Annotated in this window: 10 protein-coding genes; 5 read left to right on the forward strand and 5 right to left on the reverse strand. The window is 72.5% G+C overall.

Annotated elements, in window-relative coordinates; translation table 11 throughout:
* Nucleotides 1-17: 17 nt before the first annotated feature.
* Entirely contained in the window at nucleotides 18-1,583 is a 1,566-nt protein-coding gene (locus ACFZBU_RS02405; protein ID WP_391581573.1) for an ABC transporter substrate-binding protein, read from the forward strand.
* Nucleotides 1,584-1,721: 138 nt separating this feature from the next.
* Here the strand turns inward: ACFZBU_RS02405 and ACFZBU_RS02410 are convergent, their stop codons facing one another.
* On the reverse strand, nucleotides 1,722-2,423 hold the full coding sequence (locus tag ACFZBU_RS02410) for a PaaI family thioesterase (protein WP_391581574.1): 702 nt from the start codon (nucleotides 2,421-2,423) through the stop codon (nucleotides 1,722-1,724).
* Nucleotides 2,424-2,570: 147 nt separating this feature from the next.
* Between ACFZBU_RS02410 and ACFZBU_RS02415 the strand changes: the two genes are divergently transcribed.
* From ACFZBU_RS02415 to ACFZBU_RS02430, 4 genes are all read left to right on the forward strand, one after another.
* A complete protein-coding gene (locus tag ACFZBU_RS02415) occupies nucleotides 2,571-3,431 on the forward strand; it encodes a MaoC/PaaZ C-terminal domain-containing protein (protein ID WP_391581575.1) in 861 nt (286 codons plus the stop codon).
* 491 nt (nucleotides 3,432-3,922) lie between these two features.
* Nucleotides 3,923-4,999: a Zn-dependent alcohol dehydrogenase gene (locus ACFZBU_RS02420; protein WP_391581576.1), complete on the forward strand. Its 1,077-nt coding sequence runs from the start codon at nucleotides 3,923-3,925 to the stop codon at nucleotides 4,997-4,999.
* Nucleotides 5,000-5,149: 150 nt separating this feature from the next.
* A complete protein-coding gene (locus ACFZBU_RS02425) occupies nucleotides 5,150-6,079 on the forward strand; it encodes a 3-oxoacyl-ACP reductase (protein ID WP_391581577.1) in 930 nt (309 codons plus the stop codon).
* Nucleotides 6,080-6,261: 182 nt separating this feature from the next.
* The gene (locus ACFZBU_RS02430) at nucleotides 6,262-7,410 is read left to right on the forward strand and encodes a hypothetical protein (protein ID WP_391581579.1); all 1,149 of its coding nucleotides are present in this window, start codon (nucleotides 6,262-6,264) and stop codon (nucleotides 7,408-7,410) included.
* 255 nt (nucleotides 7,411-7,665) lie between these two features.
* Here ACFZBU_RS02430 and ACFZBU_RS02435 read toward each other — a convergent pair whose 3' ends face one another.
* The 4 genes from ACFZBU_RS02435 to ACFZBU_RS02450 all read right to left on the reverse strand — a co-directional run bounded on the left by ACFZBU_RS02435 (nucleotide 7,666) and on the right by ACFZBU_RS02450 (nucleotide 15,923).
* Entirely contained in the window at nucleotides 7,666-9,597 is a 1,932-nt protein-coding gene (locus ACFZBU_RS02435) for an ATP-binding cassette domain-containing protein (RefSeq protein ID WP_391581581.1), read from the reverse strand.
* A 2,037-nt stretch (nucleotides 9,598-11,634) separates the two neighbouring features.
* Nucleotides 11,635-13,404: an ABC transporter ATP-binding protein gene (locus ACFZBU_RS02440; protein ID WP_391581582.1), complete on the reverse strand. Its 1,770-nt coding sequence runs from the start codon at nucleotides 13,402-13,404 to the stop codon at nucleotides 11,635-11,637.
* Nucleotides 13,405-13,888: 484 nt separating this feature from the next.
* Entirely contained in the window at nucleotides 13,889-14,026 is a 138-nt protein-coding gene (locus tag ACFZBU_RS02445) for a VenA family class IV lanthipeptide (RefSeq protein ID WP_020549100.1), read from the reverse strand.
* Nucleotides 14,027-14,105: 79 nt separating this feature from the next.
* Complete coding sequence (locus tag ACFZBU_RS02450) at nucleotides 14,106-15,923, reverse strand: alpha/beta fold hydrolase (protein WP_391581786.1); 1,818 nt, start codon at nucleotides 15,921-15,923, stop codon at nucleotides 14,106-14,108.
* Nucleotides 15,924-15,928 lie beyond the last annotated feature (5 nt).

The raw sequence follows: 15,928 nt of genomic DNA on the forward strand, positions 1-15,928 counted from the left end.
AGCGTCCCGTGCGAACCGTGAACTCCACACCCTTCAAAACCCGCCTGCTGCGCCGCTCCGGCGTGCTGGCGGGCCTCGTCGGCCTGACGCTCGGCGCCACCGCGTGCGGTGGCGACGACGACTCCGGCAGCGGAGCCTCCGGCTCGATGACGGTGCTCATCACCCAGGAGGCCAAGGGCATCGACCCGATCATGACCACGGTGTCCTCCCTCACCGGCGGCAACCAGGCCGCGGCCGTGTTCGACATGCTCTTCTGGATCAACCCGAAGACCGGAAAGGCCGAGCCGCAGATCGCCGAGAGCGCGACCGCCGGCGAGGGCAACTCGGTCTGGACGATCAAGCTCAGGCCCAACGTCAAGTTCTCCGACGGCACCGCGCTCGACGCCGAGGCGGTCAAGTTCAACTGGGAGCGGCACGCCGACCCGGCGAACAAGTCGGTGCAGTTCACCGCCGTCAAGGGGATGAAGTTCGACGCGGTCGACGCGCAGACCGTCAAGGTCACGCTGCCCGCGCCGAACGCCCACTTCGACCTGGTGGTCGCGCACAACCTCGCCTTCATCGGATCGCCCACCGCGATCAAGGCCGACCCCAAGCTGTTCGCGCAGAAGCCGGTCGGCGCGGGCCCGTTCAAGCTCAAGACGTGGATGCGCGACTCGCAGCTCACGCTCGAGCGCAACGGCTCGTACTGGGGTCAGGGCAAGCCCGCGCTGAAGGAGTTGATCTTCAAGCCGGTGATGGATCAGAAGCAGCGTCTGGCGGCGCTGGCCTCGGGCCAGGCCCAGCTGATGACGACGGCGCACTTCCCGTCGACCGAGCAGGCCAGGAAGGACGGCATGACGGTCACGCTCGACCCCAAGAGCGGCGGCTTCATGACCATGTTCGACACCTCCAAGCCGCCGTTCAACGACCCGCGCGCCCGCCGCGCGTTCGCGTTGATCATGAACCCCGACGATCGCAACCAGACGATCCAGGGCTCGCCGGGTCAGACGCTCAAGAGCTGGTTCCAGCCCGCGTCGCCGTTCGCCGACCCGGCAGCGGTGTACGCGACCAACAACCGCCCCGAGGCACAGAAGCTGCTCGACGAACTGGCCGCCGAGGGCAAGCCGCTGAGCTTCACCTACACGACCAACAGCAGTGCGAGCGCGCGGATGACGGCCGAGTACTGGCTCACCCAGATCAACGGCATGAAGAACATCACGATGAAGACCGAGTTCCTGGAGGGCGCGGCCTACATCCAGAAGGTGATGATCAACAACGACTTCCAGGCCTCGGAGTTCGTGATCACCTTCGACGAGCCGGAGCCGGTGCTGTACAACTTCACCCACTCCAAGGGCTCGGAGAACCGCACCAAGTGGAACAACCCCGTCGTGGACAAGGCGCTCGACGACGCTCGTAACACCGACGACCAGGCGGTCCGCAAGGCCGCCTACCAGAGCGTGCAGGCGGAGATCGTCAAGGACGTCCCGTTCTTCTCGTACGAGAAGTCCTTCGCGGCGGCGGTGCAGGGCAAGAACAGCAAGATCGAGGGCCTGTCGCTGTTCGAGGACGGCCTGATCCTGTTCGACCGGATCGCACTCAAGTAGTCGCCACGGCACCGGCCAGGGCACCTGCGCCCGCGCCCGCATTCGCATTCACGACAGCGACCGCGCCGATCGGCCGAACCGGCCCGGTGAAGTGACACCACGTCAGGGACGCACGCTCCGTGCGTCCCTGACGCCGTGTCAGGCCCGCGCCACGCGGATGAACAGCGCCTCCGCGTCCGCGACCAGCATGCCGTCGGCGTACGACCGGGCGGTCACCCACGCCTTGCGCCCTTCGATGCGCGTGACGCCCGCCTCGTAGTCGATGCGCGTGTACAGCGGCGTCGCCCGGCGCATCCGCACGGTCAGCCATCCGGTCATCCCGAGCGTTCCCGAGCCGGACTGTGCGCAGCCCATCACCTCGTCGAAGGCCGCGGCCACATATCCGCCGTGCACGCGCCCGTACGGCCCCTCGTACGCGGCGCCGAACGTGGCATGCGCCCGTACCAGCGGCCCGTCGCCGGTGATCCGCATCGGCGGCGCCAACGGGTTCGCGGCGCCGATCAGGGGGCCGCGTTCGTGCAGCGCGAGATCGCGTGAGGTGGGTGTGCCGTCGCCCACACGGGCCAGTACGGCGATGCGATCCGCCAAATCTGATACATCGTCAGCTACGCTTTCCAGCGTGCTCGCGGCATCCTTCGGATCGACCGACTTCACCGCCTCGATCAGGCGGCGGGTCGCCTCGGCCAACCGGTGCCGCGCCGCGCGTCCGGCGCTGTCCGGCTCCGGCTGCGGCGTCCAGGTCAGCCGCAACTCGCGCAGCGCGTCGGGTGATACCGGCGGATCGAGGGCCTCGATGGGCTCCAGGGCGTCCGTGGGGTCGGGGGCTGCGGCGGCGGTCATGACGGCTCCCGGGTGAGGTGGCCCTGGCTTCGGTCGGGCGAATGGCCGATCATTGCATGTAAAAAGAACGAGTTCTAGTTTTGGCGGGCCGCCGGCACGGCCGGCGCCGTCGTAGTACCGAATCGCAGTCACAGTAGAGGAGACGTCATGCCGATCGATGCCGCGAAGGCCACCGGAGCCGAGCCCCGCACGGGTGAGATCGCCTGGTCGAACAAGGACGTGATCCTCTACCACCTGGGCCTGGGCGCGGGCACCCCGGCCACCGGCGCGGACGAACTGCGCTATACGTACGAGAAGAACCTGCACGTGCTGCCGACGTTCGCGACGGTGGCCGGCACCAAGGTCGGCGGCAGCCTCTCCGCCCTGCCCGGCATCGACATCAACCTGCGCGCGGTGCTGCACGGCGGCCAGGAGATCGTCGTACACAACCCGCTCCCGGCCAAGGCCAAGGGCGTCAAGGCCACCAGCCGGGTCGCGGACGTGTACGACAAGGGCAAGGCTGCCGTGATCGTGCTGGAGTCGTCGGCCGAACTCGAGGACGGGACCAGGCTGTACGACTCCCGCGCCGAGATCTTCGTGCGCGGCGAGGGCGGCTTCGGCGGCGAGCGCGGTCCGGTGACGAAGATCGACGTGCCCGAGCGGCCCGCCGACCACACCATCGACGTGCCCACCAGCGCGGACCAGGCGCTGCTGTACCGCCTGTCCGGCGACTGGAACCCGCTGCACGCCGACCCGGACTTCGCCGAGGCGGCCGGCTTCGACACCCCGATCCTGCACGGCCTGTGCTCGTACGGCCTGACCCTGAAGGCCGTCGTGGACAACGTGCTGGGCGGCGACGTCTCGCGGGTCAAGCGCTACCGCACCAAGTTCGCCGGCATCTTCTTCCCGGGCGAGACCATGCGGATCCGGGTCTGGGAAGAGGACGGCAAGCTGCTGATCAACACCTCGGCCGTGGAGCGCGACGACGCGATCGTGCTGTCCGACACGGTGGTGGAGTACAGCGCCTGACGGCGGCCCCGTGCGCGATGCGGGTGCCGCCGCATCCGCGTCGCGCCCGGGGCATCGGTCGGGCGAAGCTCCGGGGCGTGTCTGGTTCGGCCCGAGTTCGGTAGCGCCGATCAGCTGCGGTTCGATTTCGGTCTCGGCGATCAGCAGCGGGCTGTCCGGCGCCGGTTGACCGGGCTTCCCGTAGGCGGTCGTCACGACAGCAGGTACGCGTAGCCCGCGAGCACACTGCCTCGCGCGGCCAAAAGCCGCGCCGGCGCCGTTCCGCCGTCGTCCTCTGACGTTCTCCGCATCCGTGCTCCCTCTCCCACCGTTCCCACCGCCGTGTGATGTGACGTACAGCCGGGAGGTTTCGTTGGGGGAGCCCCATGCCTTTCGCCCCGCAGTGGGGCCGGATACCTTGACTGTGTCATTGGTCTTGAGTCAAAACGAGAACAAGTTATAGTTCTTGACCGGGCCAAGTATTGGTTCGAGGAACGACGAGGGAGCCCCCCATGCGCGCAGCGGTTCTGCACGAGACCGGCCAGGACAAGCTCGACGTCCGCGATGACGTCGAGGCCGTGGGCATGGGCCCGGGACGCGTGCGGGTCAAGCTGCACGCGACCGGCGTGTGCCACTCGGACCTGTCCGCCATGACCGGCGTTCTGCCCCAGCCCGCGCCGTTCGTCCCCGGTCACGAGGGTGCCGGCGAGGTGGTCGAGGTCGGCGACGGCGTGAGCACCGTCGCGGTCGGCGACCGGGTGATCATCTGTTGGGCGCCGCCCTGTGGCGTGTGCAACTACTGCCGCGGCGGCCAGTCCAACCTGTGCCTGGCCGGGTTCATGAACGCCGGCACCCAGAACTTCACCTTCGGCGGCACCCCGTCGTACGGCTTCACCGGCACCGGCACCTTCGCCGAGGAGGTCGTGGTCGCCGCCCCGTGTGCGGTCAAGGTCGCCGACGACGTGCCGTACGAGATCGCGGCGTTGATCGGCTGCGGCGTCACCACCGGCGTCGGCGCGGTGTTCAACAGCGCGCGGATCGAGCCGGGCGCGTCCTGCGCGGTGATCGGCGCGGGCGGCGTGGGCATCGCGGTGATCCAGGGTCTGCGCGCCGCCGGTGCCGCCGAGATCGTGGCCATCGACCCGGCCGAGTCCAAGCACGTGTGGGCCAAGAAGTTCGGCGCCACCCACGCGATCACCCCGGACCAGGCCGCGGACGCCAAGCGCGACCTGACCGCCGGCCAGGGCTTCGACTACGTCTTCGAGGTGGTCGGCAAGTCGTTCACGGCCCGCAGCGCGTACGACCTCACCCGCCGCGGCGGCGACGTGATCATCGTCGGCGCGGGCGCGATGGACGACAACGTCTCGTTCAACATGTTCGAGCTGTTCTTCGACCAGAAGCGCATCATCGGCAGCATCTACGGCGGCGGCGACATCGTCTCCGAGTACGAGCGGATCACCAAGTTGTGGCGCGCCGGCCGGCTCGACCTGGAGGCGATGATCACCCACCGCCTCGCCCTCGCCGACATCAACGACGCGTTCGACCTGATGAAGAGCGGCGAGTCGATCCGCACCATCGTCACCCTCTGACCGGGCAGCACCCGAAAGCCGGAAGGCACGCGGCGCAATAACCCGCAGCCCGCCCACCCGACGCAACGGGTGGGCGGGTGGGAACACCGACTCCCAAGCCGACCGACACGCGACCGCAGCAAGAACCACCGACCCCACGGGAGTATCCGCATGACCACGTCGCTGGATGGCAAGGTTGCCGTAGTCACCGGCGCCGGCCGTGGCCTCGGCCGCGCCGAAGCCCTCGAACTCGCGAAGCAGGGCGCGGCCGTCGTGATCAACGACTTCGCCCCCGAGGGCAGCCCCAACCCGGCCGACGACGTCGTCGCCGAGATCGTCGCCGCCGGCGGCAAGGCCGCCGCGCACCGCGGCGACGTCTCCGACTTCGACGCGGCCGGCAAGCTGATCCAGCTCGCGATCGACACCTTCGGCTCGATCGACATCGTGGTCAACAACGCGGGCATCCTGCGCGACCGGATGATCTTCTCGATGACGGAGCAGGAGTGGGACTCGGTCCTGGCGGTGCACGCCAAGGGCCACTTCAACACCACCCACCACGCCTCGAAGTACTGGCGGGAGAAGTCCAAGGCGACCGGCGGCGCGGTGTACGCGCGGGTGATCAACACCGCGTCCGAGGCGTGGCTGGCCGGCTCCGCCGGACAGCCCAACTACGCCGCGGCCAAGTCGGCGATCGTGGGCCTGACCATGTCCACCGCGAACGCGCTGGTCAAGTACGGCGTGCGGGCCAACGTGATTTGCCCGCGGGCGCGGACGAGCATGACCACGCACGTGTTCGGCGAGAGCGCGAACAACATCGCCGAGGGCGAGATGGACCCGCTGGCGCCCGAGCACGTCGCGCCGCTGGTCGCCTACCTGGCCAGCCCGGCTGCCGAGCAGGTCACCGGTCAGGCGTTCGTGGTGCACGGCGGCTTCGTCGCCGTCATCGAACGTCCCACGCTCCAGGCCAAGTTCGACTCGAAGCAGGCCACCTTCACGCCGGACGAGCTGGACCAGGTGCTCTCGGCGCACTACGCGGACAAGAAGCTGGGCGCCGGCTACACCGCCGACGACCTGCTCTTCCTCAAGCGCGACCCGCGCTGATTCCCGATCCGCGGGGCCGGGGGTGGCGGATCACCTCCGGCCCCGCCTTTCGCCCGCACCGTTGACACGTGTCGTGACGCGGCCCGCGCAGGGACCTCCTGCCGATCGTGTGATCGGGCCGCGGCCCGCCGGCCGCAGGTACGAGGGGTCGTACCCCGTACCGCACCAAGAAGGGGTTCCCCGTGCTGACCTCCGCCGACGACTTCCCGATCCACCAGACCCCCGAGCCGGTGGCCACGCCCGCCACCTCGGACCGCAACGCGTACGACCGCTACTGGTTCAACGGCTACGACCGCGACGGTGCGTTCTACTTCGCGTTCTCGCACGGCCTCTACCCGAATCGTTTCGTCGCCGACGCGCACTTCACGATCAGCGTGGACGGCGTGCAGCACAGCCTGCACGCGTCCCGCCGGGCACCGCTGGACCGCTTCGACCTGACCGTAGGGCCGGTCGGCATCGAGGTGCGCACGCCGCTGAAGGTGTTGCGGGTGTACGTCGAGCCGAACGAGCACGGGCTGGGCTGCGACCTGACCTTCACCGCGCGCGCCGCCGCGATCGAGGAGGAGCGCACCACCACCCGCAACGGGCACCACGTGATCATGGACTCGACCCGGCTGACCCAACTCGGCGTGTGGTCGGGCACGGTGACGCTGCCCGGCGGTCGGGTCCTGGAGATCGACCCGGCGACCACACTCGGCACCCGGGACCGCTCGTGGGGGGTGCGGCCGGTCGGTGAGCGCGAGGGCGGCGCGCCCAAGCCGTTCAACCCGATGTTGTGGCTGTGGACGCCGATCCACTGGGCGGACGAGGTCAGCCTGTGGGCCTCGTTCGAGCGCGCGGACGGGCGCATGTACCACGTGGACGGCAAGCGGGTCGCGGCGACGCCGCTGGGCGCGCTGCCCGACCCGGCGGCCGTACCGGTGCCCGAGGACGAGCCCGCGTTCGAGAAGTTGACGCCGCATCACCACGCGCTCACCTGGGTCCCCGGCACCCGTCGGATCCAGGGCGGCGAGTTCCACATGCTCGACGGCGCCGGCGAGCCGTTCGCGTACCGGATCGAGCCGATCGGCACCCGCGGGCTGCTCGCGGGGCTGGGCTACCTGCACTCCGAGTGGGGTCACGCGGTCTGGCAGGGCGAGCTCGAGGTCGGCTACGAGAGCTGGGAGTTGGACAAGGTGGACCCACTGCGGTTCGACCGCCAGCACCAGCAGCAGGTGATCCGGGTGACCGAACTGACCGGCGCCGGACGCGTCGGGGTGGGCGTGGTCGAGCAGCTGTTCTTCGGCCCGCATCAGCCGTACGGCTTCACGGAGATCCTCGACGGAGCGTGAGTCGGACCACGCGAAGGCGCCGGGGCGGGGCGGTCGGATCCGGTCCGTGCGCCTTCGCGGTGGGTTCGGATCGGGTCGGTACGTGCCCGTGGTCGGGTCGGACCCGGTCCGCGCGTCCCCGTGGTGGGTTCGGATCCGGTCCGTGCGTGTCCGTGGTCGGGTCGGACCCGGTCCACGCGTCCCCACGGCGGGTTCGAATCGGGTCCGTGCGCGTTCGCGGTCGGTTCGGTTCGGGTCCGGTGTGTTCGCGGTCGGTCAGACCAGGTCCTGCGTGTCCGCGTCGGCCCGGGCGGGCTTGCGCTCGAACCAGCCGACCGGGTCGCTCGGGCGGTGCTCCCAGGCGCCCACCAGGTCGCGGTACAGCGGTGATTCGGCGAGCAGTTCGAGGTGCGTGCCCAGGATCGGCCGATTGCCGTCCATGAGCAGGATGCGGTCCGCGCGCCGCGCCGAGTCGATCCGGTGCGCGATGACCACCAGCGCGCCCCCGCGGGTGGCGAACGCCGCCTCGGCCAGCGCCTCGGTGGGCGGGTCCAGGTGGCAGGTGGCTTCGTCGAGGACCACGAAGCGCGCGGGGGACAGGTACGTGCGGGCCAGCGCGATCAGTTGGCGCTCGCCGGCGGACAACGCGCCCGGGTCGGCGATGTGCGCGTCGTAGCCGCCGAGTCGGGCGACCAGTTCGGCCGCGCCGACCAGGCGCACCGCGCGGTCCAACGCGGCGCGGGTGACGTCCGGGTCGAGGTAGCCCAGGTTCTCGTGCACGGAACCGGCGAAGACGTACGCCTCCTGCGGGACCACCGCGACGGTGCCGCGGGGTGGGGCGGTTCCGAGTCGGCCGGTGAGCGCGGTGTCGGCGAACGGGATGCCGGTGAGCGAGACAGTGCCCTGGTCCGGAGGCAGCAGCCCGGCCAGGAGCGCGGCGAGGGTGGACTTGCCGATGCCGCTCGGGCCCACCACGGCCAGGTGTGATCCGGAGGCGATGGTCATCGACAGGTCACGCACGACCGGCTCGGCGAACGGGCCGTAGCCGAAGGTGACGCGGTCCAGGACCAGGCAGGGCGGCGCGCCGGAGGTGTTCGGCGGGTTCGGCGTGTCCTTGGTGGATGAGTAGACGTCGGGGTCGCACGCGTCGAGTGGGTCGAGCGCGTCGGACGCGGTACGGGCGGCGGGCACCGGTGCGGGGTCGGCCGTGCCCGTCCGGGCCAGGCGGCCGGCGACCACGAGCAGTTCCAGGAACCAGCCGCCCACGGTCGCGGTCGCGGCGCGCACGGCGGGCTCCAGGTGCTGGGCCAGGTAGAGCGCGGCGCCCGCCACCTCGCCGGTGCTCAGGGTGCCTCGCCGGACCAACCAGGGCGCCGTGATCAGCACGGCGAGCAGGGGGAGTTGGCCGCCGAGGGCGACCACGAGCAGGCGTACCGAGGAGGCGCGGGCGAGCAGCTTGGCGGCGCGTGCCTGGGCGTCCACGGCGGTGCCGAGCTCGGCGACCACGCGGTCCTGCGCTCCGCACGCGACCACGTCCCGCAGACCGGCCACGGTCCGGCCGGTGCGGGCGGCGATCTCCTCGTCGGCCAGCACCAATGCACGCCGCCGTCGGGCCAGCGGGGGCAACAGGCGGACGAACAACCACGCGGCGAGTCCCAACGGGATCAACACGAGCGGCAGCAGAAGCGGCGCGAGTACGGCGAGGCCGAGCAGCGCGGCCACGATCGTCACGCCGAGTTGGCGCAGTGTGCGCAACAGCGACGCGGTCAGATTGCGGCAACTCTCGACCTGCTCGGTCAACCGGGCCACCGCCGCCTCCGCGTGCCGCCCCGCGTCCGGGCGCCCGGAGGTCGCGTCGAGCACCGCCTCGGACACCACCCGGCGTACCAGCGTGTCCCGGATCGGCTCCACCACGGCGGCGAGGTGCGGGAACATCGCGTACGTGGCGGCGGCGCGGATCAGCATGGCCAACGCGAGCACGCCGAGCAGGACGAATCCGACGCCGAGCCGGCCCGCCAGGAACCCGCGATCGAGCGCGGCGGCGAGCAACGCACCCGACAGCAGCGCGGGAATCCCCTCCGCGACCGACCACCCCAACACGTGCACCAACGGCTCCCGCCGCTCGCGCAACAGCCCGACCAACAGGGCCTGTCCGGCCCGCAGGCCACCCCCGTACGGCCCGGCACTGTGCCGCCGCCGGCGCGGCACGGCGGAGGGATCGTCGGCGAAGCGCCCCGCCCCCGCCCCGTCGGTGTCGTCAACGCCCGCTGCCCGTGGCCGCCCACGCAACCCCCGGGCCGCGCCGGCCCCGCGAGCACCCTTGCCCCCGCCCACAGCCCGTTGCCGATGCCGAGTGGGCGCCCGGCCCGTCCTCCCGGCCCCATCCGTCGGCGCCGAACCGACCGCCTCCACGAACCGAATCGCCGTGGAGGGCGGACCCGACGACCGGTCGCCGAGGGTCGATGTCGCCGGCACGCCGGGCGGGGTCGGGTCGGGCACGGGTGCGCCGGAGGGCGACCGATCCGACGCCCCGTCGGTGGGAACCGGCGTGGCCGGTACGCCGGGGAGAGTCGGGCCGGCGAGGGCCGCGTGGCAGGCCCCGTCCGGCTCCGGTCCCGTCCCTTGCCTTGCCACGTGCCGGCGCCCACTCTTGCCGGGCGCCTCGCCGGCGTCACCGGCATCCTCGCGGCTGTGCGGGGAGCCGCCGTCGAGGCTCGGGTCGGTGCCGGCCCACACCAGACGCCGCCGCCTTCCCCGGCCGGGGGCCTCCATCGTGTCGGCGACGTCCTCGGTGGGTGAGGCGTCTGCGCCGGGTCGTGCCACGCGCCACTGCCCACCCTTGCCGGGCGGTGTGACGGTCTCGCCTGCGGTCTCCCGGACTGGCATGGGCCCGCCATCGGGATCCACCTTCGTGCCGACCCACAGCACACGCCGCCGCCCGCCTCGGCCGGGCGCTTCCGCTGCGCCATGGGTTTTCTCGGAGGCGCCGGGCGAATCCTCCGTCGCTTCCGGGCGGGTGCCTGCCCACAGCACGCGCCGCCGCCCGACGCGGCCGGGCGTCTCTGCGGCGCGACGGGTGGTCTCTGGGTCGCAGGGCGAATCCTCGTCCGTCTCCGGGACCGTACGAGCCCACGCCACGTGCCGCCGCAACCGCGTGTCGGGGCCCTCCGCCGTACTGCCGGCGTCCTCGGGATCGTGCGGCGGGGTACCACCCGTCTCCGGGTCCATGTCCGCCCGTGGCACCGGTCGCCGCTCACCACGGGCAGGGGTATCGGTGCCGGAATCGGGTGGGGAGTCGTTGCCGGCGTCCGGAGCCTCGCTCGCCCGCGTCACCTGTCGTCGGCCGGAGCGTCCCCACGGGTTCCGGGGGCGCCACCGCCGTGCGTTCCGATCGGGGGGCGCGGCCGGCGCTGGGGCGTCCGCCGCCGCCTGCGCGTGTGCCGTATCCCGCTCTCGGTCCGAGCCGTGCGCACCATCGTCGTGTGCCCGGTCGTCCGCGCGGGACGCGTGCCGTGGTCCGTCGTCGGTCATCCGGCTTCCCCCTTCGATCCCGGTCGGCCCGTTGGGCGGCGTCCCGTCGGTGGCCGTGGTCGGCGACGGTTGGCCGGCCCTGGGAAACGGTGCGTGCGTCGCGTGGACGGACACCGCCGAGCACCAAGCCCACTCGCCGCTGCGTCCCTCCACCGGAGCCCGCCCCGGCCGCTCGGCCGAGGCGCTTCCCGCGACCCGCCCCGGCCCCGACCGCTCCGCTGCGGCCCCCACCTGTGCGGCTCCGCCTACCGCCGCCGCGCCACCCGGCGCCTCGCTCGGCACCGCCCACGCACCGTCCTCTGCCGCCGTTGCCCGCATGGTCGGCTGCTCGCCCCCGGCATCCCGTGCCCCGTCGCCACCGCATCCAGCGCCCGGGCCCGCCGTCGTGTGTCTGGTCGGCCGACCGGTCGCGGCATTCGGCGCCTCGTCGCCACGGCGGCGCGCGACGCCCGGGCCCGCTGCCGGGGTGGTCGGCTGCTCGCCCCCGGCATCCCGTGCCCCGTCGCCCGCGTCCGCGGCGTCCCTGCCCACCGTCCCGCGCAGCGGCCACGCATCGGCCCCGGCGGCCGGGCCCTCGGTGCCCCCTCCCGCCGCCCCGGGCAACGGCCACGCAGTCGCCTCGTCCCGTGCCGCGTCGTCGGCCGGGCGCTCGTCGAGCGGTTCGCTCATGCCGCCTTGCCCCCAATGCCGCCGTGCCTCATGCCGCCGTGCCCCTCATCGGCCCGCTCCCGGGGCCGGGTCGGTCGTGGTGAACACCGTGCGGTAGGCCGGGTCGCTCCACAGGTCCGCATGGGGGCCGACGGCCCTGATGCGGCCGGCGTCCAGCCAGACCACGAAGTCCGCGTCGGCCGCCGCGGCGGCGCGGTGGGCGACGACCAATCGGGTGCGGCCCGCGAGGCCGGTGCGGAACGCCTCGTGGATGCGGTGCTCGGTGACCGTGTCCAGCCCGCTGGTCGCGTCGTCCAGCACCAGCACCCGCGCGTCCTGCACCAACGCCCGGGCCAAGCCGAGCCGTTGCACCTCACCGCCGGACAGCGCGAGACCCTCGGTACGGGTCGCGTAGCCGGCCGGCAACCGGCGGACGAAGTCGTCCGCGAACGCCATCTCGGCCGCCCGGGTGACCGTCTGCGCACTCGCCCCGGGCCGCCCGTACGCGAGGGCCCCCGCCAGGTCCGCACCCACCAGTACCGGCCGGGGGAACGCGTAGGCGACGCCGCGGCGCAACTCGCCGCGGGCCAATCGGCTCACCGGCAGCCCGTCCAGGAGCACCTCGCCCTCGTCCGGTTCGCGCAACCGCCCGGCCAGTGCGGCCAACGTCGACTTGCCCGAGCCGGAGGCCCCGACCAGCGCCACACACGCACCCGCCGGCACCGTCAGGTCGATCCCGTCCAAGACCACCCGGTGCGCATCCCGACCGGGCTCCGGCACCCGTACGCACACCTGCCGGAAGGTCAACTCGCCGCGCCCCGGCGGCAGGGTGCGTGCCGTCCCGAACCCGGCCGGCTCGACCGCGAGCAGCTGTGCCGCCCGGGCCCGCCCGGCTCGCGCGTGGGCGACCCCGACCAGCGCCTCGACCTGCTCCAGGAAGCCCAGCCCGAGCGCCGCGTACCCGGCCGCCGCGACCAGTTGACCGGGCGGGATCCGGCCCTCCGCGAGCAGCCATCCCGCGGTCGACAGGACGGTCGACTCGACCATCGGAGCGAGCAGCAACACCTGGGCCACAGCGTTCCGTTGGGCCCGCCACAGGCCGTGCCCCGCCGCCGACAACTCGGGCAGCGGGGCGAGGATCCGGGCGATCTCGCGATCTCGCGTACCGCAGGCCCGGATCGTACGGGCCCCCGCCAGCGCGTCGGTCAACCGCGCGGCCAGCCCGCTCTGCACCACCTGATAGCGGGTGAACAGGTCGGTCGCACGGGTCATGAACAGCCGCACCACCAACAGGCCCGGCAGCAGCCCGCCGAGGAAGCCGACCGCGAGCCACGGATCGATCAGCGCCAACGCGACGATCCCGCCGATCGAGGTGACCAGCGCGCCGAGGGTGCCCAGCAGCGCCGGGACCAGACCGGCCGCGTCCGGTGCCGCGCCGACCAGCCGGGAGGTGACGTCGCCGGCGGCAAAAGGATTCCGCGCCCCGGTGCCCAGATCGGTGACCCGTACCGCCAGCCGCCGGCGCAACCGCGCGGTCAACTCGGCGGCCAGCCCCGGCCCGGCCACCTCCGTCGCCAGACCGGCGAGCAGCCCCAGTACGAGCACGGCCACCAGCCGCAGGGTCGGCCCCGACGCGGAGTCGCCGCGCACCACCGCGTCCACCGAACCGGCCACGGCCGCGGGCAACGACAGCGCGGCGATCGAACCGGCCGGGACGGCCAGGGCGAGCGTGAGGGTCGGCCCGGGCGCGGTCCGCAATGCGGCCCGCAAGCCCGTGCCGGTGCGATCCACCCGGGTCGGGGCGGCGGCCTGCGTGGCTATCGGGACATCGGCCACAGCGTGACTCCTCGGATGCGCGGACCGTCGAACGGGGCGGCGCCCGGACGGCGCCGTCGCGACGAAGAGGGATCCCCGTTGCGACGAAGAAGGCTCACCGTCGCGACGACGAGGGATTCCGGCCGCGACGAAGCAAAGAAGGAAGAAGGAAGTACGAAGTACGACGAAGAACGCGGTACGAATAGGAGCAGTACGAAGAAGGCGGTACGGGCGGAGGCGGCGCGCCGCCTCCCGGGAACCGTCCGCGATTGTCATGCTGAGGATCGGCCCGCGACCGGGAGCTCCTGATTCCGGCAGGAACTCCCGGTCCCGGGTTCGTGCTTACCGGGTCGACCACCCGTGCACCGAGGTGAACAACCGCCCACCGAAGTGGACAACGGCTCACCCGGGCAATGGCCCACCGCGACGAACAGCGGCCCGCCGGGGCGGACATCCGTCCGTCGACGCGCCCACCGGCCGATCGGCCGGACGTGCGGCGCCGGAACTAGCTGATCGTGAAGATCAGGCAGGTGACCAGCAGGCAGGTGAACTGGCACCCGTTGCCGCCGTGCCCGCCCAGCTCGACCGACTCGGTCTCGGGGAGCTGCTGCAGGGCCGCGAGGTCGGTCTCGATGTGCTCCATGGTGGATCTCCTTCGGGACGGTGCTGCCGTCGCGGGCGGTTGCCCGGGACGGGTGTTGCGGGGCGGTTCCCCCCTGTCGTCACACCCGGCCGGTTTGCAGGAAACCGGTCAGGCGCGCGTGGAGATCGGGTGCCCCATCCCCGGTCAGGACCTCGTGGCCCAGACCGGGAAGCTCCAGGTAGCGAAAATCGGTGCCCTCGACCCGGCCGCGCCCGAGAAGGGTGTGGCGCAGGGTCCGGGACTGGCCGACCGGGATGGTGTCGTCCCGGTCGCCGTGCACGAACAGCAGCGGTACGGCGATGCGTTCGCACACCGCGACCACGTCGCGCGGGCCCTGCTCGTCGGCGTACTCGGTGTCGCCACCGAGCCGGGTCATCAGCGCGCGGATCGGCAACGAGGCCTCGGCGATCAGTCTCGGCCCGGACAGGAACGGCGCCACCGCCAGACACCTCGACCACACGTTCGGTGCGAACGACGCGGCCAGCAGGGCCAGGTAGGCGCCGTAGCTGACCCCGAACAGGGCCGGCGGGGCGAGCCCGAACGCGGCCCGCTCGGCGCCCATCGTGCGCCCGATCGCGGTCACGTCGGCGAGATCCGGGCCGCCCCACGCGCCGTGCAACTCGCGGGCGAAGCGTGCGCCGTAGCCGGTGCTGCCGCGTTGATTGGGCGCCACCACCGCGATGCCCGCCGCCGCGAGCTGTTGCAGGAGCGGGTCGAATTCGAAGCGCCAGGCCGCCGCCGGGCCCCCGTGCAGGGCGAGCAGGACATGGTGCGCGCTGCGCCAGTCGGGGCCGCCGTACACGATCGACTCGATCGGGCCGGCGCCGCCGACCAGCAACTCCAGGTGGGCCGGGCGCCACACCGGGCGGGCCGCGTCGTCGAACCCGATGAACGGACCCGGCTCGCCGTCCTGGCGCCACGACCCGGGCTGCTCCGGGTCGATTCGGGCCAGGCAACTGGGCCGGTCCGGCGCGGAGTACGGGATGCGCAAGCCCTGTTCGGTCCAGCGGCCGACCGCGCCCAGACAACCGTCCGGGGTGGCCGCCTCCACCAGCGTGCCGTCCTCGGGGGTCCACACCGCCAACCGGGAGATCGCGCCGCGGTCCAGCTGGAGTGCCACCCGGCGGCCGTCCGGCGCGATCGCGATCGGCCGCACCTGCGCGTCGGCCGGATGTACCAGTTCGGGAAAGCGCACCCGGCCCGGCAACTGCCCACGATCGGCGGGCAGTCGGATCCAACCGAGCCGATCGGCGCCCGGCGCGTCGCTGGCGATCACCAGCAGACCGCCGACCGGATCGGCGAGCAACAACCGGTCGTTGCTCTCCTCGGTCAACTCCAGGAAGGGCCGCACCGTGGCGGTGTCGAAATCGAGTGCGACGGTCTTGATCCGGCCGCCCCGCACCTCGTCCAAAGCGAGCCGCCGCCCGTCCGGGTCCAACCAGACCCCACCGCTGTACAGCGCCGACAGCTCCGCAGCGGGATCCAACCGGCCGTCCTCGCGGACCAGCCACACCGTGGTCGAGGGGGTCGTGTCCGCCCCGAGCGCGAGTGCGAGCGCGTCCGCGCCGGGATAGGGCAACAACCGCAGGCCCGGCAACCGGACCGTGGCCAGGTGCCGTTCGCTGCCCGCGTCGTCTGCCTCCAGCAGGGCCAACTCGTGCCGCCCCGGCTGGTGTCGGCAGACCAGCACCCGGCCGTCCGGCAGCGCGAGCAACTGGCTGTGCAGCCGCTCGGGGGCTCCGGTGCCCACCGGCAGCGCGCCACCGGCCCGGCCCGGCCGCAACGACCAGGACTCCACCCGCCACGTGCCGTCGCCGGGAGTGGCCAGGCACGCGGCATGCCCGCCGTCGGCCGCGAACGACCAACTGATCCGCCGCAGCGGCCGAGTCGTCACCATCGTGC

This window comes from Embleya sp. NPDC008237, from assembly GCF_042956465.1.
Lineage (GTDB): Bacteria > Actinomycetota > Actinomycetes > Streptomycetales > Streptomycetaceae > Embleya.

What these genes read in the sequence shown, in the direction of transcription:
- ACFZBU_RS02410 (WP_391581574.1), bottom strand. Translation starts at nt 2,423, where the DNA reads ATGACCGCCGCCGCAGCCCCCGACCCCACGGACGCCCTGGAGCCCATC.
- ACFZBU_RS02445 (WP_020549100.1), bottom strand. Translation starts at nt 14,026, where the DNA reads ATGGAGCACATCGAGACCGACCTCGCGGCCCTGCAGCAGCTCCCCGAG.
- ACFZBU_RS02415 (WP_391581575.1), top strand. Translation starts at nt 2,571, where the DNA reads ATGCCGATCGATGCCGCGAAGGCCACCGGAGCCGAGCCCCGCACGGGT.
- ACFZBU_RS02425 (WP_391581577.1), top strand. Translation starts at nt 5,150, where the DNA reads ATGACCACGTCGCTGGATGGCAAGGTTGCCGTAGTCACCGGCGCCGGC.
- ACFZBU_RS02450 (WP_391581786.1), bottom strand. Translation starts at nt 15,923, where the DNA reads ATGGTGACGACTCGGCCGCTGCGGCGGATCAGTTGGTCGTTCGCGGCC.
- ACFZBU_RS02420 (WP_391581576.1), top strand. Translation starts at nt 3,923, where the DNA reads ATGCGCGCAGCGGTTCTGCACGAGACCGGCCAGGACAAGCTCGACGTC.